The sequence below is a fragment of the Pseudocolwellia antarctica genome (genome assembly GCF_049933045.1).
Classification (GTDB): domain Bacteria; phylum Pseudomonadota; class Gammaproteobacteria; order Enterobacterales; family Alteromonadaceae; genus Pseudocolwellia.
Genome location: NZ_CP187926.1, coordinates 1,568,505 through 1,590,413, shown reverse-complemented (window position 1 = coordinate 1,590,413; position 21,909 = coordinate 1,568,505). Strand labels below are relative to the sequence as shown.

General features: G+C 36.6%; 18 protein-coding genes and 1 pseudogene. 18 read left to right on the top strand and 1 reads right to left on the bottom strand.

Annotated features, from left to right (window positions below):
- Window positions 1-419: 419 nt before the first annotated feature.
- From ACPUVN_RS07010 to ACPUVN_RS06975, 8 genes and pseudogenes are all read left to right on the top strand, one after another.
- A pseudogene (locus ACPUVN_RS07010) lies at window positions 420-1,131 on the top strand (Crp/Fnr family transcriptional regulator).
- 163 nt (window positions 1,132-1,294) lie between these two features.
- On the top strand, window positions 1,295-1,480 hold the full coding sequence (locus ACPUVN_RS07005) for a hypothetical protein (RefSeq protein ID WP_426370309.1): 186 nt from the start codon (window positions 1,295-1,297) through the stop codon (window positions 1,478-1,480).
- On the top strand, window positions 1,480-2,058 hold the full coding sequence (locus tag ACPUVN_RS07000) for an EF-hand domain-containing protein (protein WP_426370308.1): 579 nt from the start codon (window positions 1,480-1,482) through the stop codon (window positions 2,056-2,058). Before ACPUVN_RS07005 ends, ACPUVN_RS07000 begins: the two co-directional genes overlap by 1 nt.
- A gap of 235 nt (window positions 2,059-2,293) precedes the next feature.
- The gene (locus tag ACPUVN_RS06995) at window positions 2,294-2,428 is read left to right on the top strand and encodes a hypothetical protein (protein WP_426370307.1); all 135 of its coding nucleotides are present in this window, start codon (window positions 2,294-2,296) and stop codon (window positions 2,426-2,428) included.
- Window positions 2,429-2,523: 95 nt separating this feature from the next.
- Window positions 2,524-2,967, top strand: a complete 444-nt coding sequence (gene tnpA, locus ACPUVN_RS06990) for an IS200/IS605 family transposase (protein ID WP_426357338.1) — start codon at window positions 2,524-2,526, stop codon at window positions 2,965-2,967.
- Between the two features lie 189 nt (window positions 2,968-3,156).
- Complete coding sequence (locus ACPUVN_RS06985; RefSeq protein ID WP_426370306.1) at window positions 3,157-4,335, top strand: acetate/propionate family kinase; 1,179 nt, start codon at window positions 3,157-3,159, stop codon at window positions 4,333-4,335.
- A 350-nt stretch (window positions 4,336-4,685) separates the two neighbouring features.
- On the top strand, window positions 4,686-5,489 hold the full coding sequence (locus ACPUVN_RS06980; protein ID WP_426370305.1) for a PRC-barrel domain-containing protein: 804 nt from the start codon (window positions 4,686-4,688) through the stop codon (window positions 5,487-5,489).
- A 174-nt stretch (window positions 5,490-5,663) separates the two neighbouring features.
- Complete coding sequence (locus tag ACPUVN_RS06975; RefSeq protein ID WP_426370304.1) at window positions 5,664-6,356, top strand: helix-turn-helix domain-containing protein; 693 nt, start codon at window positions 5,664-5,666, stop codon at window positions 6,354-6,356.
- Window positions 6,357-6,672: 316 nt separating this feature from the next.
- Here ACPUVN_RS06975 and ACPUVN_RS06970 read toward each other — a convergent pair whose 3' ends face one another.
- Window positions 6,673-8,958, bottom strand: coding sequence for a nitric-oxide reductase large subunit (locus ACPUVN_RS06970; protein ID WP_426370303.1), 2,286 nt, complete (start codon window positions 8,956-8,958; stop codon window positions 6,673-6,675).
- A 544-nt stretch (window positions 8,959-9,502) separates the two neighbouring features.
- Between ACPUVN_RS06970 and ACPUVN_RS06965 the strand changes: the two genes are divergently transcribed.
- The 10 genes from ACPUVN_RS06965 (at window position 9,503) to ACPUVN_RS06920 (ending at window position 21,597) form a co-directional block, all read left to right on the top strand.
- Complete coding sequence (locus ACPUVN_RS06965; RefSeq protein ID WP_426370302.1) at window positions 9,503-10,309, top strand: PRC-barrel domain-containing protein; 807 nt, start codon at window positions 9,503-9,505, stop codon at window positions 10,307-10,309.
- A 249-nt stretch (window positions 10,310-10,558) separates the two neighbouring features.
- Window positions 10,559-12,295: a thiamine pyrophosphate-dependent enzyme gene (locus ACPUVN_RS06960; RefSeq protein ID WP_426370301.1), complete on the top strand. Its 1,737-nt coding sequence runs from the start codon at window positions 10,559-10,561 to the stop codon at window positions 12,293-12,295.
- 486 nt (window positions 12,296-12,781) lie between these two features.
- On the top strand, window positions 12,782-13,036 hold the full coding sequence (locus ACPUVN_RS06955) for a DUF302 domain-containing protein (protein WP_426370300.1): 255 nt from the start codon (window positions 12,782-12,784) through the stop codon (window positions 13,034-13,036).
- A 27-nt stretch (window positions 13,037-13,063) separates the two neighbouring features.
- Complete coding sequence (locus tag ACPUVN_RS06950; RefSeq protein WP_426370299.1) at window positions 13,064-13,189, top strand: hypothetical protein; 126 nt, start codon at window positions 13,064-13,066, stop codon at window positions 13,187-13,189.
- Between the two features lie 313 nt (window positions 13,190-13,502).
- On the top strand, window positions 13,503-14,432 hold the full coding sequence (gene hflK / locus ACPUVN_RS06945) for an FtsH protease activity modulator HflK (RefSeq protein WP_426370556.1): 930 nt from the start codon (window positions 13,503-13,505) through the stop codon (window positions 14,430-14,432).
- Complete coding sequence (gene hflC / locus ACPUVN_RS06940) at window positions 14,429-15,409, top strand: protease modulator HflC (RefSeq protein WP_426370298.1); 981 nt, start codon at window positions 14,429-14,431, stop codon at window positions 15,407-15,409. The genes hflK and hflC overlap by 4 nt, the downstream gene beginning before the upstream one ends.
- Window positions 15,410-15,537: 128 nt before the next feature.
- Entirely contained in the window at window positions 15,538-18,327 is a 2,790-nt protein-coding gene (gene acnA, locus ACPUVN_RS06935; RefSeq protein ID WP_426370297.1) for an aconitate hydratase AcnA, read from the top strand.
- A 270-nt stretch (window positions 18,328-18,597) separates the two neighbouring features.
- Window positions 18,598-18,798, top strand: a complete 201-nt coding sequence (locus tag ACPUVN_RS06930; RefSeq protein ID WP_426370296.1) for a hypothetical protein — start codon at window positions 18,598-18,600, stop codon at window positions 18,796-18,798.
- Window positions 18,799-19,226: 428 nt separating this feature from the next.
- Window positions 19,227-21,290, top strand: a complete 2,064-nt coding sequence (locus ACPUVN_RS06925) for a heavy metal translocating P-type ATPase (protein ID WP_426370295.1) — start codon at window positions 19,227-19,229, stop codon at window positions 21,288-21,290.
- Window positions 21,262-21,597: a hypothetical protein gene (locus ACPUVN_RS06920; protein WP_426370294.1), complete on the top strand. Its 336-nt coding sequence runs from the start codon at window positions 21,262-21,264 to the stop codon at window positions 21,595-21,597. The genes ACPUVN_RS06925 and ACPUVN_RS06920 overlap by 29 nt, the downstream gene beginning before the upstream one ends.
- Window positions 21,598-21,909: the final 312 nt, after the last annotated feature.

Here is a 21,909-nt window from a genome sequence, read left to right as displayed (position 1 = left end):
GAGTTCTAAATAATAATAAATCATTTGTCTTGGCAAACTAAAGAATAGCGCGCAAGATGCATGGTGTTATATGTTGTTTAGCTAATATAAAGATATTAACTCACTCGCTTATTCTACTTTAAATTTAGGTGGTAAAAATGACGATTAAGACATTTTCCCCTTATAAAAATAAGCGAGATAATGACAGCATTGAAAATAACAAGAACAACGCCTACTGATCGAAAGCTTTAGTGACTAACTTTATGATGAATAGAAATAAAGTTATACGGTTAGAACCCGCCAAAGATAATAACCTTCAGACCACAATACACAATCTAAATCAACAAATAGTAAAAGAGGATGAAACATAATCATCTAGTGCCTTCTATATTGAATGTCCGCTAGATAAAGCTATCAAGGAATATCACCCAAGGAATTATATGAATAACCCGATCGACAACAAGTTATTAAGTCTGTTTCCAACATCTGTTAAAAATAAAATTTTTCCTTTACTTAAACTCGTCCACTTACCACTAGGCAAAGTTCTCTTTGAGTCAGGAGAAAATCTGACCTGTGTACATTTCCCTATAGACAGTATTGTTTCGCTACTTTATGTGACGGAAAATGGCTCATCAGCCGAGATATCAGTAGTCGGTAATGAGGGGCTTGTTGGTATCGCTGTTTTTATGGGGGGGGGGAAGTACACCTAAGAGAGCCGTTGTACAAAGTGCAGGGTACGCTTATTGTTTACCCGCTCAAATATTGCTTACCGAATTTAATAGTGACCCTACCACTCGTAAATTGTTGCTAAGGTACACTCAATCATTAATTGCTCAAATGGCTCAAACAGCTGTATGTAATCGCCACCACTCAATTGATCAACAACTTTGCCGATGGTTATTACTCTCATTAGATAGGCTTAGGACAAATAATCTAAACATGACTCAGGAGTTAATCGCAAATATGTTAGGTGTTAGAAGAGAAGGTGTTACGGAAGCTGCGGGGAAATTACAAAAATTAAGTGTTATAACCTATAAGCGTGGTCATATAACCGTGACAGACAGAAGTAAACTTGAGACCTTGTGTTGTGAGTGTTACTCGGTAGTAAAAAAAGAATCAGATAGGCTGGAGGACATTCCTAACTTGCAATAATTTATAACCATTTATTGTTTGGAACTTGTATAGCTAAAGGTTTAATCATATTAAATCTTTGGCTAATAAAGTGCACTATCGCACAGATGACTAAGATAGCTTACCTTAAACTGAAGTTCTTAGCCTATTACAATAACGTATTGGCAAGATGGTAGAGGTAATTATGAAAACATTAACCACTAAAAACCAAACTGATAGTCAATCTAATAAACAACAATCAAATGCTCAAAATTCAGCTGAAGTAGAGACTATTTACTCGGGGCAAAAGCCACAATTCCAACAATCAGCTAATAAACAGCAAAAGACATTATCTGACCATCCTAAAAATGCAGACCATTGGGAAAACTAATGTCTAAATTAACTTATTCTCAGTCTTTAATTCTTTTAGTTGTCACTTTTATTTCACTAAACGTTTACTCAACCTCTATGACAGAGAAAGGCGCATTAACATTCACTGAGTATGATCTAAATGGTGATGGATTAATCAGTGAAGAAGAGTTTATTAAAGGTGATAAAGGACATATGTCAAAAATGAGGAAGAATCATGTAGCTATGCATTCTACTGAACCAGCATCTTTAGAAATTGATACCAATAAAGACGGTATATTATCTGAAGACGAAATGGCGCATGGTAAAAAGATTGAAATGCAAAAGCACCGTGCGATGATTATTCTTGGACAAGGCATGAAAAAAAAGGTACCTACTTTTACTGATTATGATTTAGATGGCGACGATATCATTTTTGAACAAGAGTTTAATGATGGTCAAAGTAAAATAAGAAGTAACAAGAATAAAGAATGTGAACAAATGAAAAATGGTAAAGATGCGCCTTATTTTTCAGAAATAGATACTAATAATGATGAAGAAATTAGCCAAAATGAATTTATTACACACCAGCTTTATCAGCGTCAATTGAACAATAGGTAATCAATAATGAATAACCAATGTTCAATATTCAACAGGCCCTAGCAACACATAAAAATATTAATCGTGTGAGCACTTTAGGTTAAGTGCATTATCTGAATTTAAAATGTTTAATTAAATGACCTGTCCGAGAATATCCATACTTGCAGTAGCGGCTAACAGATTGTTTGAAATTTATTTACTAATGATACCAATTTGAATAATAAATTGATCTAGTTGGTATAACACAGAGGCAACTATGAAAAAATTAACTTATATTCTCAAACCAAGTGTTAAAAAGTCAGTTAAAGCTAAAGCGAACAAAAAAGTTCATCCTGACATTATTTATTTAGACCAAAGTTTTAAAGGCTATCGTTCTGAAGTTAATAACTAAAACAATAATTTAACTAGCGAAGCGTAAATCTCGGGGGCTTGCCCCCGTGCTGGATAGTGTATACTGGGGGGACCCCAGTAAATGCTATTCTTCATATGGAACTTCAAAGAAATACACATCATGTCTTTAGATTAATGTACCACTTTGTGTGGATACCAAAGTATCGACACAAAGTCTTCATTGAACCTTATCGTTCAACAATGAAAGCAATTATTCAAAAAGTAGGATATGACTACGATATTGATATCGTAGAGTTAGAAATTCCGAGTGACCATATTCATATGGTTATTAGAGGGATCCCTAAACAGTCGCCAAGCGATGTTATGCAAATAATTAAAAGTATAACTGCTCGTGAGTTTTTTAGAATTTATCCTGAAATTAAAAAGCAGTATTTCTGGGGCGGTAAATTATGGACACAAAGCTTTTTTGTTGAAACGATTGGTAACGCAACAGAAGAAGTTATCAGGAAATATGTTCAAGAACAGTTAATCGAATTAGATGGTAAAGAAATTAATAGCGATCAACTAAACTTGTTTTGAAACTCGGTCGCTTGCGGCCGAGAATTTTATAATGGAAGTTTTAGGTGCTTTAATTAACCAAGAATTATTATATTTAAATGGTATGTTCTACTAACTAGAAGGCGACTTATTTCGCTTATCTATTTAAAACGATTTTATCATTTAAACATTTCAACAACGCTTGATTTTGATTTCGACAAAGGAGTCCTGATGTCAGCTGAAAATATTAATATTCTTACTATCAATGCGGGTTCATCGAGTATTAAATTTTCTTTATTTATCTCCAATAACTTATCAACACCTTTATTAAACGGAAAAATTGTGCGCATTGGAATTGCAGGCACTTTATTTACCTTTGTTGATAATCAAACTAATAAGCAAGGTAGTGTACAACTTAACTGTGACGACCAAAAACAAGCGGTAAGTTATTTAATTAACTGGTTACAGCAACACATTGGTTTTGAAAACATAAAAGCAATTGGTCATAGATTAGTTCATGGTTGGCAACATTCTGAACCAGAGCTTATTACACCCATTTTGTTAGAAGACTTACGTCAAATTATTCCTTATGCGCCCGAGCATTTACCTAACGAAATATTTTTGATTGAAACTCTACATCAACACTTCCCTAAGATTAAACAGATAGCATGTTTCGACACCGCATTTCACCATTCATTGCCAGCAGTGGCAAAGTTATTACCTATCCCTCGTCGATTTTATAGGGTAGGCATTCAACGTTATGGTTTTCATGGTATTTCTTATACTTTCCTAATGAAGACTCTTGCTAATATGTACACTAATTTACCTCGTAGAATTATTCTTGCTCATTTAGGTAATGGCGCAAGTATGGCAGCAATACTTGAAGGAAATTGCATTGATACTAGCATGGGGTTTACTCCCAGCGGCGGTTTAGTTATGGGAACACGTTGTGGCGATTTAGATCCTGGTGTTGTCCAATATATTCAGGCACATGAGAAACTCAACAATCAAGAATGTAGTCAGCTGCTTAATCATCAATCTGGCTTGTTAGGTGTTTCAGAAATTAGCGCCGATATGCATGATTTACTTGAACTGAAAAATACAGATAAACGTGCAGCAGAAGCCATTGAGCTATTTTGTTATCAGGCGAAAAAGTGGGTTGGTAGCTATAGTGCTTCTTTGAATGGGCTAGATACTCTAGTGTTTAGTGGCGGCATTGGTGAAAATGCAGCGATTATAAGAGCTAGAATTTGCGAAAAAATGCAATACCTTGGTATTAAACTTGACCAAACTCGTAATGAAAACCACGATAATGTAATTTCCACTTCAGATAGCTCAGTAACGGTTCATGTAATTCATACGGATGAAGAACAGATGATTGCCAGTATGGTGAGTAAGTTACTCGAATAGATGAATTAACACTTTCATTAAGTCATTTTCAAATAAGCCAAAGCAAACAAACATTTTGTTAAAGTGTTAATCCCAAATCATTCGCCACACTTCAACAATGTAAATTAAACTCCTCTCTACACATAAACTGTCCAGTAAATAGGTATGTTTGCTATCGAACAGAACATCTACTTATTTACTGTAAAATCATTTAAAGAATATAACTTTAATCTAAGGTATTTTTATTTTTCAGGGTTAAATTCTATTCAATTTAAAAAGGATTGATGGGGCATGAGGGGTGATTAAATAAACTAAGCTCACTTCTTAAAGTATACCTGAAGGGTTAACAGACATGTATTAGGAGCAAATGTATGTTGTACAGCGCAGATGATTTGAAAAAATGTCAGATCCAATCATTAGATGGTGATTTAGGTAAAATTAAAGATTTATATTTTGACGATGAAGCCTGGGCTATTCGTTATCTTGTGGTTACCACCAATAATTGGTTTTTCAAACGCGAGGCTTTAGTTTCTCCTATCGCACTAGAAATACCTGATTGGGTAAATAAAACAATGCAGGTGAATTTAAGTCAAAAACAAATTGATGATAGTCCCGATATTAGTGCTCATAAACCTGTATCACATCAGCAAGAGATAAAATATTTTGGTTATTATGGTTATCCTATTTACTGGGGCGGCACTGGTATATGGGGCAATAGCCTTTATCCTGCAGGCCCGATGATAGAACCTGATAGTAACGAAGCTCCGCCTAATGCAGCTCAAGCCAAAGCCTATGCTGAATCTCAACATGAGGATCCGAATTTACGCAGTTGGGAAAATGTAAAAGGCTTTGTTGTTATTGGTTCAGATGGAGAAATAGGGCATATACAAGGTTTATTAATTGATGAGCTTACCTTTGCCGTACGTTATGTCATTGTTCGAGCGAATGATTGGTGGATTGGTCATGATATTTTAGTTTCGCCACAATGGTTTCATGATATGAAATGGTCTGACTCTTCAGTAAAAGTAGACCACACGAGAGCAGAAGTTAAAGGAGCACCTCTTTATGATTCGTTAGTAAAAATGGATCGTAACTGGGAAATAACCATGCACAATCATTATGAAAGAGAAGGATATTGGAGTAAAGAATCTGAATCCTCAGCAAAAACAAAGTAAGTCATTCTAGCCTATAACCTTAGGCCACCAATCTCAAACAGATAAAATTACAAACAATATACCCTAACACTTCAAGGTTACTTATCTTTGCATGTTAGGGTAGCTAAACCTCATTCACATAAATTAAATGGTCAATCCCATTAACCAACGAGATGTCATCTTAGGGTAAATTTTATGAGCAATCAGATATTGCCAAAACTGCATATTTGTCATAAATGTACATTGTCCAGTTGTTGTCTTAAAGATTGCCAGCAAGAAAATACATCTCCAAGAGTTTATCGTGTGTTTCATCGTGGAGAGACACTTTACTCAATGGGAGACTCTTTTGAAGCTCTATTTATTCTGAGTTCAGGGTCGGCAAAATCATTTACAACAACATCTAATGGTCATCAACAAATTGCAAACTTTCATTTTCCTAATAGTTTACTAGGTATAGAAGGATTTAATGAAAATATTCACGTTCATAGTCTCACTTTTCTTGAAACAAGCAGTGTTTGTCGTATAAATCTACAAGATTTTTATATTGCTATGGGAAACTCAGACTCTGCAAGGGGTCAATTACTAAAAAGTATGAGTAGCTCTATTATAGATAAACAAGAGTTGCTAATAAGTATTGTTCAATATGATGCAGAGCAACGTTTGGTTAAATTTCTTTTAAGCCTGTCTGAAATATACTGTCAAAATAGTTTGTCATGCCAAGTTTTTAATTTAAGTATGTCACGTATTGATATTGCTAATTATCTTGGAATGGCGATTGAAACCATCAGTCGCTTATTTACCAAAATGCATTCTCAAGGGATCATCGAGGTACATAACCGACAAATTACCCTTTGTAATATAGGGCATCTCAAAGCATTACTGCAGTGAAAAATAGTTAACTTTAATGTGGGATAATAATTGAGGATTACCTAAGTACATCTACGCTACGATTTTATCGTGTATCTGTATTTAATTTGCTTTTGGTTTAAATCTTGAGTTAAAAGTACACTCAAACCGCTTAGTTATTTAATCATTTATGCAAATGTTAAATCACTTAAAATAATGAAAAGTACTTTACGTTTAAAGTTTGTTGATTATTCTATGCTTTGTTTTTATTGGATTTTTATTTAACTGTACCATTAAGGTCTGCTGTTCTTTCGGAGCATTTAAATCTACCCTTGAAAGATCAACAGACTCTAGTTAGTTATTTGCTCTTCATTTCGTTTAGTTGTTTTGTGGGTCTAAAAGCTTTAAATACAAACCAACAGAAACAAACTACCCCAAAGCTAAACACTATATCGCCGGGTACCCGAGCCCAAACTAATGTCTGCATAATAGGGCTTTGAATAAACTCAGCCGATCGTGCAAAAGAATATCCTTGTTCAATACTGACATAAGTTTGCAGAATCCCTTGCGGTAATAGCGATAAGAACGTCATCATTCCTAAACCAATGTTCAACGACCAAAATGAAATTTTTATTAGCTTCAGATTCCAAAAAGTAATATCTGTTAGGCCTCGCATACAATATAAAGTTAAACCCAAACCGAGCATTCCATAAACGCCAAATAGGGCGGCATGGCCATGATTAGCCGTGGTATTTAAACCTTGCATATAATAAAGTGCAATTGGTGGATTGATCATAAATCCAAATATGCCAGCACCAACGAAATTCCAAAATAATACCGATGCAAAAAACATAAACGGCCAGTGATAATTATTTTCCCATACTTCTATATGTTCAACTTTGTAACGTGTGTATGCTTCAAAACCAACAACTAACAGAGGTACAACTTCTAATGAAGATATCATTGCTCCTACGGCAATAACAGAGGTTGGAGTACCGCTAAAATAAAGGTGGTGAAAAGTACCTAAAACCCCACCAAATAGAAAAATAATCGTCGCGAATAACACCATTACAGTGGCGGTTGACTTACGTAATATTCCCATTCGCACAAACAATAAAGAGATGATAGCTGTTGCGAATACTTCAAATATACCTTCTACCCATAAATGTACTACCCACCAACGCCAGTACTCCATCACAGAGATATGCGTATGTTGACCCCACATTAAACCTGCAGCATAAAGTAAGCCTATAGCAATAGCGGATACGACGACTAAATAGATAAGCGAATTCCCACCTTTATTCTGTAGAACAGGCCATAAGCCTCTTAAAACTAAACCTACCCACAAAAACAAACCTATGGTCAAATAAATCTGCCAAAAGCGGCCAAGATCAACATATTCGTAGCCTTGATGTCCAAACCAAAAGTTTATTGTTAAATCTTCAATAAACCGATGAACTGCAGCCCATTGCCCTACAAATGAACCAATTACGATAAGAAGTAAACTGATAAACAAAAAATTGACACCAAACACTTGAAACTTAGGATCTTTCCCACTTAGCATTGGAGCAACATAAAGCCCTGTTGCTAACCATGCTGTTGCAATCCAAAGCACTGCAAGTTGTGTATGCCAAGTTCGTGTAACGGAATAGGGGAAATACTCTGCAAAAGGTAAACCATACAAACCTTGTCCTTCAACAGCATAATGAGCAGTAACAATACCTAATAATACTTGTACGAGAAACATCGCACATACTACCCAAAAATATTTTGCTGTTGCCTGCATAGAAGGAGTAATAACGGTATTATCTATTATATCACTTTTGGCGATACCATCCTCTGGCTCGATTTCTTTTTGCCAAACATTGAATTGCTTCGCATAATAGGTAATGAGAGCACCAGCTGCCGTTAGCAGTAACAATACAGAAGCGATACTCCACATGAGTATTTCGGTAGTTGGCTTGTTACCAACAAGTGGTTCGTGTGGCCAATTACTGGTATAGGTAATATCCATACCAGGCCTGTTGGTAGTCGCTCCCCATGCAGTCCAAAAATAAAAGGCCGATAATTGCTTTGCTTCTTTATCAGTTAATAAACCATGCACTGGAAATGCATAAGCGCGGCGAAGGGCAAGAGAATCCTCATCACTCCCTGTATAAAGATTTACATAATGAGCCTGAACCTGCTTGATGACGACTGCTCGAGTATCGCTTATCGTAATATTGCCATTATCCGGATTATATGTGTTTAAACGCATCTCAATTTGTAAAGCGGCTTTGCTCAACGTTGTATTTTGTTGAACAGACAAACCCGCTTTAGCTTTTTGTATTAATAGCTTCAATAAAGATTCAGCCTCTCGATGCAGCCAATCTGCGCTCCAATCAGGTGCCAAGTAACTACCGTGACCCCAGATAGAACCTTGCTCCATGCCGCCAATTGATTGCCACACATTTTGCCCTGTTTCTATATCATCTCGGGTAAATAACAATTCACCTGAAGTTGTTGTTACCGTATTAGGTATAGGTGGGGCTTGTTGGTAAATTTGCGCGCCTAAAAGAAGTAAAATACTGAACATAAAAATCATGCCCACAATCAAAATTATCCATAAACGCTTTATACTAAAGGTTGTCTTATAGTTATTCATGTCAGCATATTTTTCCATAAGGTGAACATACGAGAGTAATGTTAAACATTCAGTATGCTATGGATGAAGTATCATCTCTGTTCGTTACCGAACAAACATCCCATTGAATGATTAAATTTATAGATGGTTGATTCAAAGTTATTTTTAAGTTCAATTTGCAAGAACCCTCCGTTCATCCATTATTGAACTTCTTGTAAGGAACATCGAACAAGAGTTTTATAATAATTACTCACAAGACGATTATGTGTTCTACCGTACAGATATTATAAAATACCTTTCGTATCATTAAATCGTACTTATCCGATGATGTTTGTACTACATGTATCGGCTCATATCTACATTAGGTGGAAGCCGCCTAAAAATGTCTAATCATAAATAATGCACTTACAAAAATAATATTGAATTTAAAAATATTTAAGCAAAACACCTCTTCTATATCACTAACAAACTGAACAAATGATATAAACATCAAATGAATTATAGGTTGCTTATAAAACAAACAAATTAAGTGTTGATATTAAATATTTAAAGGAGATAAAACATCATGTTACGAACTATTGAAAGTTTAGCAGGTTATTCTATCCAAGCTACAGATGGCAATATTGGCCATATCACTGATGTCTATTTTGATGACAATACTTGGTGCGCTCGATATCTCGTTGTTGACACAGGAACTTGGTTGTCGAGTAGAAAAGTTTTGATTTCGCCTATCTCTATAAATAAAGCCAATTGGGAAGATAAGCTTCTATCTGTTTCTATCACCAAAGATCAAGTCAAGAACAGTCCTAACATCAATACCCAAAAGCCATTGTGTCGACAACAAGAGGTTCAGTTACTCGAGTACTATGGTTATCCATATTATTGGGGAGGTGACGGAATGTGGGGTTCAGGTTTGTACCCACATATGATGTTAACGGACTACAATGGCTTGATTTCACCATCCGATGATGAAGATTCAGAACCGCAGGAGTCTACCAAAGCTGAACAGATTAAAGATGACGATGTTCACTTACGTAGTTGTCAGGTGATAACAGGCTATCAGATTCATGCAACTGATGGTGACATCGGGCACATACAAGGGTTCCTTATTGATGAAGATACTTGGGTCATTCGATACATGATAGTGAACACAAGTAACTGGTGGCTAGGTCACCAAGTACTCATACCTCCATATTGGATTGATGATGTGAGTTGGACTGATGCTAAGGGCTTACTCAATTTAACGCGGCAGGCCGTGAAGGACGCTCCACCGTATAACTCAAATATGCAAATGGATCGTAAGGCGGAAATGTATATTTACAATCATTATGGGCGTCCTGTTTACTGGATGGATGAAAATATAAAACCGTAAAACCAAATAGAATACTTGGAGAAACTAACAATATGCACTGTATTTCGCCTAGTATTCGTTACACTTTTCATGTCATTGAATCTTTTAACTTTAAACAAGCTAACTCATTAAAATAACGACTATGATTTTTTTGTTTGTGTTGCATCGCACAGACTTTAATAGATCAATATAGAAAAATAAGTGAGATCACGAAATTAAATATAGGAAGCTTCGATGGCTGAGGTTAAATAAATTAACTGGGAGTGATTAATGTCAAAAAACGTAGCTGAACATTTAGTAGAAATGCTGGTAGAGGCTGGTGTTAAGAGAGTTTATGCAGTAACGGGTGACAGTCTTAATCCAATAAATGATGCTGTCCGAAGAGATGGTAGACTTCAATGGATACATGTTAGGCACGAAGAAGCTGGGGCTTATGCCGCTTCTATGGAAGCAGAGTTGAATGGTATTGGCTGTTGCATGGGTAGCAGTGGCCCTGGACATATTCATTTAGTTAATGGGCTTTATGATGCTAATAGATCTGAAAACTCTGTGATTGCTATCGCTTCAACCATTCATACCGATAAAATGGGATTAGATAACTTTCAAGAAACAAGACCAGAAACTCTTTTTCAAGACTGTTCAAAATATGTTTTTCAAGCAAATACCCCAAAACAAGCTATTAACGGTTTACAAACCGCTATTCAACATGCCATAAGCAAGAAAGGTGTTGCTGTACTTGGACTTCCTGGTGATGTCGCTGAGGCCACTATAGAATCTGTTCATACCGCGGACAAAAATTTTTATACTCAAGCTAAAATAACCCCAAGTGATGATCATCTGCAAGAATTAGCAAACATTATCAATAGTAATGAAAAGGTGATGTTATTTTGCGGGCATGGATGTCGTTTAGCCGTTGAGCAGGTTATGCAATTAGCAGAAATACTTAAGTCTCCTTTAGGATATAGTTTTAGAGCAAAAATATTTTTTGAACGTAAAGAAAATATATATGCCGTTGGATTAAATGGGTTGTTAGGCAACAAATCTGGTTTTGAAGCTATGCATCAAGCTGATGTTCTTTTGATGTTAGGAACAGATTTTCCATATAGTGAATTTCTTCCTGAAAAATGCAAAATAATTCAGGTGGATACTAAACCAGAAAAAATAGGGCGTAGAGCTAAAGTAGATTTTGGCTATTGCGGAGATATTAAATCAACCCTGCATGTGCTTATACCCATGATTGAGTCAAAAAAATCCACTGATTTTCTTGATAAGACCCGTAAGCTACATCAAAAAATTGAAGATATATATGCGAGTTACGTAGAAGAAAAAGGCAAAGAAAAAAATATTCACCCAGAATATGTTGCCTCTTTGGTTGATAAATTCGCAAATAACGATGCGATTTTTACTGTTGATACTGGCATGAGTGCAGTGTGGGCTGCACGTTATTTGAAAGCAGGACGAAATCGTTATCTTACTGGATCGTTTAATCATGGTTCCATGGCTAATGCAATGCCTATGGCTATCGGGGCAGGTTTATCAGATCCCGATCGTCAAGTTATTGCTTTTTGTGGCGATGGTGGTCTTTCAATGCTTTTGGGCGATTTAATGACCATTAGCCAATACGAAATTCCAGTAAAAATCATCATTTTTAATAATCGTTCTTTGGCCATGGTAAAACTTGAAATGCGCGTACAGGGGTATATAGATTGGCAAACTGATATGGTTAATCCTGACTTTCTAAAACTTGCAGAGGCCATGAACATTCCAGCTTGGGAGGCTAAAGAATCGAAAGATGTTCAATTAGCACTTTTAGAAGGGTTCAAACATAAAGGACCAGCAATAATTAACATTTTTACCGACCCTAATGCACTAGCAATGCCACCTTCAGTAAACTTTGAGCAAGTCAAAGGCTATGCACAGTCAATGGCAAAATTAATGGTGAATGGTAAATGTGCGGACATAGTAGATACAACTAAAAGTGATTTAAAATACTTACGCGAACTTTGATAAAAACCTGAAGATATGTTGCGTATTACGTGATATTTCTTCACAAGCTCCTGATTGTTTAGTTCTACCAGACAGGTCTATTCCTTTATGGAGTAGTATAATATTTACTCGAGAAAACCAAGTCAATCATCTTAAATTAATTATGCTATAGCTAAAGGGCTAGTAAGTAGTGAGAGTCGTATAACGATTAAGCGATCCCAGTTTCTCACCCCATCTACCATTCATTTTTGCGTTATTTATCATACTTTCGCATATTTGAATGGTACTTTTCGGTCAATTAATACTTTCAGTCAATAAACTTAATGAATAGTCTTGGGATTCGGCATACTTCTTTTTTCTTACCCCACAGCCCAAAACATTCCATTGGGTTCGATAGCGTACAGAGTAATTATTAATATACCTTTAACATGACTTAGCCTTTATCAACAAGGCTACTTTTGATCAAACTTAATTCAGTCATTATTCATTTTTATACAGGAGCTACCTATGTACGGATTCAGTATTCAATTACAAATGCCTTTCGATATTGTGATCACCAATGTTATTGAATCACTCAAAAAAGAGGGTTTTGGTGTACTAACTGATATAGATGTAAAAGAAACGTTAAAAGATAAAATTAATGTTGAACAGAGGCCTTATCGTATTCTTGGTGCCTGCAATCCACCTTTAGCACTTCGTGCCATTGAAGCTGATCCAAATATTGGTTTATTACTACCTTGTAACGTAGTAGTACGCGAATAAATAAATAGCAGTATAACGGTTACATTTATGGATCCCGAGGCCATATTACAAGTTGTTGATAACCCCGACATCCAAGTATTAGCAAAAGAAGTAAAAGATCTATTACTTCGTGTATCAAGACGTATATCTAGCAATCTTAGTAGTGAACATTAATCAGAGTATTGGCAAAAAAGCTAATAAACTGCTCATTACATGCTTAATTAACCTAATACTTTCAAATCTATTTTATCATCGAATTCTCAACTATTCCGTAACGTTTAAGTGATTCATACCTGATTTTTTTCATCACCAAAAAACTGAGAAAGCAATGTCTACAAAAAATGATACGAGCAAAAAACAAGACCCGAAGCGAGCAATTGCTATGGAAAAAGCAGGGAAAACATTGTTTATAGCTTCTCAAAAAATTTTTCCTCAAGGAAAATCTAAAAGAGTAATTACATTTTTAATCGTGATATTAATTGCCTCAATGGGTTACACCAGCATATTCACAGTGCCAAGTGATTCCGTAGCAGTAGTGCTACGATTTGGTAAATTTGAAGTGATTAAACCTTCAGGTTTACACTTAAAAATACCTTTAGGTGTCGACCAAATTTATATAGTTCCCACTAAACGCCAACTGAAACAAGAGTTTGGATTTTCTACACCCGGAGCTAAGGACCCTGATCAAAATATATCCCCTAATCGTTTTTATATGTCGGATAGATCTAAAGTTGAACTATTAAACAATCAGTTAGTGGAAACTCAAATGGTAACTGGCGATTTAAACACAGCTTTAGTTGAATGGGTTGTTCAATACCGTATTGCAAACCCAAAATATTATTTGTTTGAGGTACGTGATCCTGCAGGAACCCTGCGCTATGTCTCTGAATCTGTTATGCGTGAAGTTGTTGGTGACCGCACTGTTGATGAAGTTATAACTATTGGTCGACAAGAGATTGAAGTAGAGGCATTAAGTAAGATGCAGGCCTTATCGACAAAATATGTAATGGGGATCAGTATTGATCAGGTGCAACTCAAAAATATAAACCCGCCAAAACCAGTGCAAGCATCTTTTAACAAAGTTAATCAAGCTCAGCAAGAGAAAGAAAAACTGATCAATGAAGCACGCCGAGAATACAACAGAGTCATTCCCTTGGCTGAAGGAGAACGTGATCAGCGTATCCGAGAGGCCGACGGTTACCGATTAAAACGTATAAATGAAGCTGAAGGTAATGCACTTCATTTTAACGCGCTTTTTGCCGAGTTTAAAAAAGCACCAGAAGTAACGCGTAGACGTCTTTATTTGGAAACTATGCAAATCGTGATGCCACAGATCGCCAATAAAATTATCATTGATAGTAAGGCGAAAAGCGTTTTACCACTGTTGAATTTAACGACTAAGGAAGAAATAAAATGAAACGATTTCTATGGTTAATAAGTGGTGTTGCTCTGATGCTTATTGTTTTGTCAGTTAATAGTGCACTGTATACGGTTAATGAGGTGGAGCAAGTTATTATTACACAATTTGGTAAACCTGTTGGTAAGCCGATTGTTGATGCCGGTATCAAGGTAAAAGTGCCTTTTATTCAAGAAGTTAATTCTATTGAAAAGCGCGTATTGGAATGGGAAGGTACACCATCAGATATGCCGACAAAAGATAAGTTGTATATTTCGGTTAGCTTGTTTGCTCGTTGGCAAGTTATTGACCCTTTGCAATACTTTTTGCGCTTGGGAGATGAACGCAGTGCGCAATCAAGGCTGGATGATATTTTTGGTAGTGAGACCCGTAATGCAGTTGCCAAACATGAGTTAATCGAGATTATTCGTACGTCTAAAGACCGTAAGCCACTCAGAGATTCATTACTTACTGATGCTGAAAAAGCACAAGATATTGGTAGTTTGGTGCCAATACATAAAGGTCGATTATTGGTAGAGAAAGATATATTCAATGCGGCGGCAGAAAAGGTCAAAGTATTTGGTATTCAACTGCTCGATATTCGTTTTAAACGCATTAATTATAATGAAAGTGTACGTCCTAAAATTTATGAACGCATGATCAGTGAACGGCTGCAAATAGCTGAACGCTTTCTCTCTGAAGGTAAAGGAGAAGCTGCACGAATTCATGGAAATCGTGAGCGAGACTTAAACAAAATACAGTCAGAAGCTTACCGTAAAGTAGAAGAAATTCGCGGACTAGCCGACGCCAAAGCGACAAAGATTTATGCTGATGCATACAATCAAAGTACAGAAGCTGCAGAGTTTTATGCGTTTACTCGATCACTGCAAACTTATGAAATTGCGTTAAGTAAAAATACAACCTTTTTGCTATCCACCGATAGCGAATTGTTTCAGTACTTGCAGCATACTCAAGCGAATAAAAAAACAACACAATAGTCGACTATTTACACTCTAATTCTATGACAGAAATTTAAAAATGAACGATTAAACTTGTGGTGATTTTTCAATTAAATCGCTCCCATTAATTTTTTTAACAACGCAAACTAAAGTAGTAAGGATATACCGTGAACTCAGTAACTAAAGAAACATGGCGTGAAAAGTATCTCACTTCTATAGCAGAGTTTTTGCCTCAAAGTGTACCGTTTGAATCTAGCCGTGACTGCGCATATTGGTCCTTAGTAAAACTTGGCCAAGATTTCGATTTTAACTTAGATGACCAGCCTTTTGTTATCAAGATTTTTTTAGAGAATGTAATGCGACACGTTATGGAATCAGATGCTGATTATCAAGATATTGTCGATACGATCAACAACCTGACAGGCAAAGAATCAATATCTGGATTTGAGTTTTCATACTTTCCCTCACGCGTACTCATGCAAGACTATACCGGAGTGCCAGCATTAGCTGATCTTGCTGCAATGCGTGAAGCAGTTATGAGCAAAGGTGGTGACGCCAACAAAATTAATCCCGTTTGTCCGGTTGATTTAGTTATAGATCATTCAGTTATTGCAGAGCAGGCAGGTAGTAGTGATGCATTGCTTTATAATCGTCAACGTGAAATGGAAATCAATCAAGAACGTTATCAGTTTTTAAAATGGGCACAAAAATCATTTAATAATTTACGGATTGTGCCACCAGGGCGTGGTATTTGCCATCAGGTTAATCTTGAATATTTGGCGCAAGTGGTGCGTAAAGAAGATAGTGTTTTAATACCAGATACATTAATAGGAACTGATAGCCATACAACTATGATTAACGGTTTAGGTGTACTTGGTTGGGGAGTAGGAGGTATTGAGGCTGAAGCAGTAATGCTTGGTCAACCATTAAGCATGAGCATGCCCCAGGTTGTAGGTGTGCAACTTAAGGGTAAGCTACCCATTGGCACAACCGCTACCGATCTTGTTTTAACTATAACGAAAATATTAAGACAATATGGTGTGGTTGGTAAATATGTTGAGTTTTATGGGGCAGGGGTATTAACGTTGAGCATTGCCGATCGCGCGACAATAGCGAATATGGCACCAGAATATGGTGCAACGTGCGGATTATTTCCAATAGACGCTAAGATGATTGATTATCTGACACTAACTAATCGTCCTCCTGAATTAGTTGCACAAGTTGAAGCTTATGCAAAAGCACAACATATTTGGTTTGACGAAAGTACTGATGTGGCCGTTTACACTGAAAATGTTAGCATTGATTTACAACAAGTGGTGCCTAGTGTTGCTGGTCCGAAACGTCCTCAAGATCTTTTACCATTGAGTGCTATCAAACAAAAAACATTAGAGGCCATAACGCTAGATTTACAAACCAAACATAGCGAACATAAACCTCAGGCATCACAAGAATTTATTGCGGGTGATATTGCAATCGCAGCGATCACTTCGTGTACTAATACCTCTAATCCAAATGTTATGTTGCAAGCTGGGTTACTCGCTAAAGCCGCTGTTGAACGTGGACTCACCTTAAAGTCTTATGTGAAAACATCATTCGCACCGGGTTCTCAAGTTGTTGCTCGTTATCTTGATGACTCTGGCTTACAACCGTTTCTAGATAAGTTGGGGTTCCATCGTATTGGATTTGGTTGTACTACTTGTATTGGTAACTCTGGTCCGTTAAATACCAATATAGAAACACTCATTGATGAAAATGGTCTTAGTGCTAGCGCTGTATTGTCAGGTAATAGGAATTTTGAAGGTCGCATTCACCCAGCGGTCAAACTTAATTGGCTTGCTTCACCACCACTTGTAGTCGCTTTTGCCTTAGCGGGGCATACTAGAATTGATCTTGACGAAGAACCTCTCGGTACAGACCAAAACGGTAAAGACGTATATCTACGAGATATATGGCCTAGTGACGAATTAGTGACTCAGGCGTTATCGTCAATAACTCAAAAAAGTTACGCTGTATCTTATCAAAACATGCTAAAGGGTGATCAAGCTTGGGAAGATTTGCCAATAAGTGACACACTCTATTATCCATGGAATCGCGCATCCACCTATATTAAAAAACCTCCATTTTTTGAACTTCTTGATGATATTGAAGATGAAAATACCGTTATCGCAGATGAGGGTGCCACACTAACAGCACCATTAACATTCTCTTCATACACCATAAAATCCGCTAGACTAATCGCAATATTGGGTCACTCGATCACAACAGATCATATATCCCCTGCAGGAAAAATTAGTGAAGATAGTCCATCAGGACAATACCTATTAGAAAAAGGTGTATTACCTAAAAAATTTAATAGCTATGGATCTCGGCGCGGTAATCATGAAGTCATGGTTCGTGGTACGTTCGCCAATAATCGATTACAAAATAAAATGGTTGCGCCTGAAGAAGGAGGAGTCACATATATATTTGACGATAATAAAACTCAGCATGCTTCATCGCACTCTATATTTGAAGCTAGCCAATACTATCAAGCAAACAACATTCCTTTAGTCATTTTTGCTGGTAAAGAATATGGCACTGGCTCTAGTAGAGATTGGGCTGCTAAAGGATGCCAATTACTCGGTGTTAAAGCGGTTATCGCACAATCTTTTGAACGTATACATCGCAGTAATTTAGTCGGCATGGGAATAATGCCGTTGCAATTACCAAAAACAATATCCATTGAAGATTTAGCGTTAAGAGGAGATGAAAAAATAGATATTGTATTTGGTTATATTAGTGAGAATAAACCAATAGTTCCTAAACAAACATTACAACTAGTTATTCGTCAAAACGACGCTGAAGATCAAGACGCACCATTAACCATACCCGTTGTTTTATGTATCAATAATAGCCTCGAATTAAAGCATTTTCTTGCAGGCGGCCTTTTACCTTATATCGCAAGTAAATTCTTATGAAAAACAAAAAGTAGATAGTCAAAATAATAAATTCAATCAATGAAAAATAGGCGCTTACATACCTTGTCTGTTAGTCCTTTTTTTCAGTTTGTTGTGCACAATTAAAGCAAGCTAAAACCACAATTGATGTCAGCTTGTCAGGTAATTATTAACTGTCTATTGGCCTTATTATCGTGGAACATAAAGAACACGTCATTCAACGTTGACCGATAACTAGCATCAATATAGTGTTAGATTCACATAAACTAAATACAAAGAGTGAGAGTTAACATGTCAGATAAAAATGGACAAACTATAGCCAACTTTGCTGCTTTAAAAACGTCTATCGTCAATGGTGAAGAGCAGTCGGTAAAAGAACTTTTAATAAACGGCCCAATGCTAGATCTAGAAAAAAGCTATCTCATTGACTTAGCTAAACTTAATAATAACCCTAAGATCTTAAAGTTACTTGAAGATATACCCGTAAAATAGGTAATTAATAATTATTACAGCGCTTTAAAACTAGGGTCTGTTGATCTTTCAGGGTTAAATTTTAAATGAACCTAAAGGGCAGCATGTGTTTGAAATTCTTAACTTTGGATAGACAGGGCGTTATCGTCTGTTCGAGTAGCTAGCTACACGTCACAGACTCCGCCTTGTCTAAATATCAAACACCTTGTTGTAAAAATAATCTCGAAAGATCAACAGACCCTAATAGATATTCGATTGCTGATTAATTATTTCAGGATGAAACAGATTTAAGAGTGAGATTGAGTTCAGGCTTTAATGATTGATAGCGTGACAAAATAGATTGACGATTTATCTTTTATAAAATTAACCTAGCTTAGACAAATACTAATACATTGCAGTTATTGTTACTCACACCAAAGCTAAACGGCTAAAGCAATGAAGGAGAGAATATGAATTACGATCCCGTTTGTGGAATGGAAGTACTCCGTGATATTAAAAGTGATAATGATAAAACGGTTGAATACAAAGGAAGCAATTACTTATTTTGTAGCTCGTCATGTGTTGATAAATTTAATGCAGATCCTGAACAGTATATTCATTCTGGAAATAAGAGTGGTAATTCACAGGTGAAAGGCACAGACAAAACCACCAAAACAAGTAAAAAAACTAGCAACAATACTGACCATATTAGCCTTATCTTTACTTGTCCAATGCATCCTGAAATACGTCAAAACAAAGCAGGTTTATGCCCAAAATGTGGCATGTCACTCGAATCTATTACACCTACTACCGATGAAGATAACTCTGAACTTACAGATATGACAATACGTTTTTGGTTCAGTGTGTTTTTCAGTTTACCTTTGTTGATTATTACTATGGGTGGTGTAGTTCCAGGTATTAATGTTGGCAGTTGGCTAGGTGAAAAACCCTTTAGTTGGCTTCAGGCAATATTAGCAACACCTGTTGTAGTATGGGGAGGATGGCCGTTTTTTGTACGAGCTGTAGAGTCATTCAAGCGATGGGATCTTAATATGTTCAGCTTGATTGGGCTGGGTACTTCTGCTGCATTTGTGTTTAGTTTATTTGCCTTATTATTTCCTTCGCAAGTACCTGAAGCTTTTAAAATAGCAGGTCAAGCGCCTCTATATTTTGAAGCTGCTGCTGTCATCATTACTTTGGTATTGATGGGACAGGTGCTTGAGCTTCGTGCTCGTTCAAAAACTAACAGTGCTATTAAGTCTTTATTAAAACTGGCACCTGATACAGCTTTACGAATTAATGCTGATGGTACTGAAGAAGAAGTATCACTTGATGATGTTCAACTAGGTGATCATTTACGGGTTAAACCGGGTGGAAAAATCCCTGTGGATGGCGAAATCATAGATGGTCACTCTCATGTCGACGAATCTATGATCACAGGCGAACCCGTTCCTGTAAGCAAAAAAATAGCGAGCAAGGTAACTACGGGAACACTTAATACAACAGGTTCTATCTTACTTATTGCCGAGAAAATTGGCTCAGATACTTTGCTAGCAAGAATGATTGAGTTAGTGAATGATGCTGGACGATCAAGAGCACCTATCCATAAACTTGCAGATAAAGTATCTAAGTGGTTTGTGCCTGTTGTTATCGCTGTTTCTGTTATTTCCTTTACTGTTTGGGCAATAGTTGGGCCTGCTCCAACATTAGTTAATGCTTTGGTTGTTGGTGTTTCAGTACTTATTATCGCTTGTCCTTGTGCCTTAGGTTTAGCAACGCCTATGTCGATTATGGTGGGTATTGGTAGAGGTGCACAAGAAGGCATACTCATTAAAGATGCCGAAGCTCTAGAATTAATGGAGAAAGTAGATACCTTAGTGGTAGACAAAACAGGTACTCTCACAGAAGGTCGACCAACAGTTCAGTCTATATTGATAAGTAATGAAGCTGAGCAACAAGGTTTAACAGAAAACGATGTCTTATTGTTTGCAGCCAGTATAGAAATATCAAGTGAACATCCTTTAGCTACTGCCATAGTATCCAGCGCTAAAGATAAAGATTTACAATTAAAGCAGGTGGATGATTTTAAATCCATCACAGGACAAGGGGTTAGCGCCACAATAGAAGGTAAATCACTTTTAATTGGTAATGATCGCTTGATTGAGAAACAAGGAATAGACATTACTTCGTTAGGATCTCAAGCTATGACAATGCGAGAAAATGGTCAAACCGTTATTTTTATTACTTTCGACGGTGTATTGGCAGGCATTATAGGTGTTGGCGATGCTATCAAAAAAACCACAGTTCAAGCTATACAACAGCTGCATCATGCGGGATTAAAAATTGTGGTACTAACCGGTGATAATGCGACAACAGCAAGAGTTGTTGCCAAAAAGTTAGGCCTTGATGATGTTAAGGCAGATGTTACTCCAGAAGATAAACTCAATTATATTAAAGAACTTCAACACAAAGGCCATATTGTAGCAATGGCAGGTGACGGCATTAATGATGCCCCCCGCACTTGCAAAAGCTGATGTTGGAATAGCTATGGGAACAGGTACCGATGTTGCCATGAACAGCGCAAGAATCGTACTTGTTAAAGGCGACTTACGTGGCATAACCAAAGCTCGTTTGCTTAGCCAGCACACCATGAATAACATCCGTCAAAATCTGTTTTTTGCCTTCATTTATAACTTTATCGGTGTGTCAGTTGCTGCGGGTGTTTTATATCCTTGGTTTGGTCTATTGCTCAGTCCTATGATGGCCAGTGGTGCTATGAGTCTAAGTTCAGTATCTGTTATCGTTAATGCGCTGAGGTTAAAAAAACAAACGCTGGAGTAAGTAATATCATTGATAATTTTTTTCATCGAGTAATTTGAGAAAGGCCACCAATATTAAAATTCGTTAACAGAATTAAACTTTTATTTAAGTAATAAACAATTGAAATATGTGTGCTTGCGAACAGTGATTAAGTCAAATTAATACTATTCTAAGTCTGTCTTCCATTAACCATATATTCTTCAGTGATTTATTAACTGAGTCTGAAGGACACTTTGGATATGACGATGCGAGCCGTGAACATTACTTTAAACAGCTAATGATTAGCGTTTAATACGTTCATTACGGCTCATCCATTTAAAATAAAAATGATCA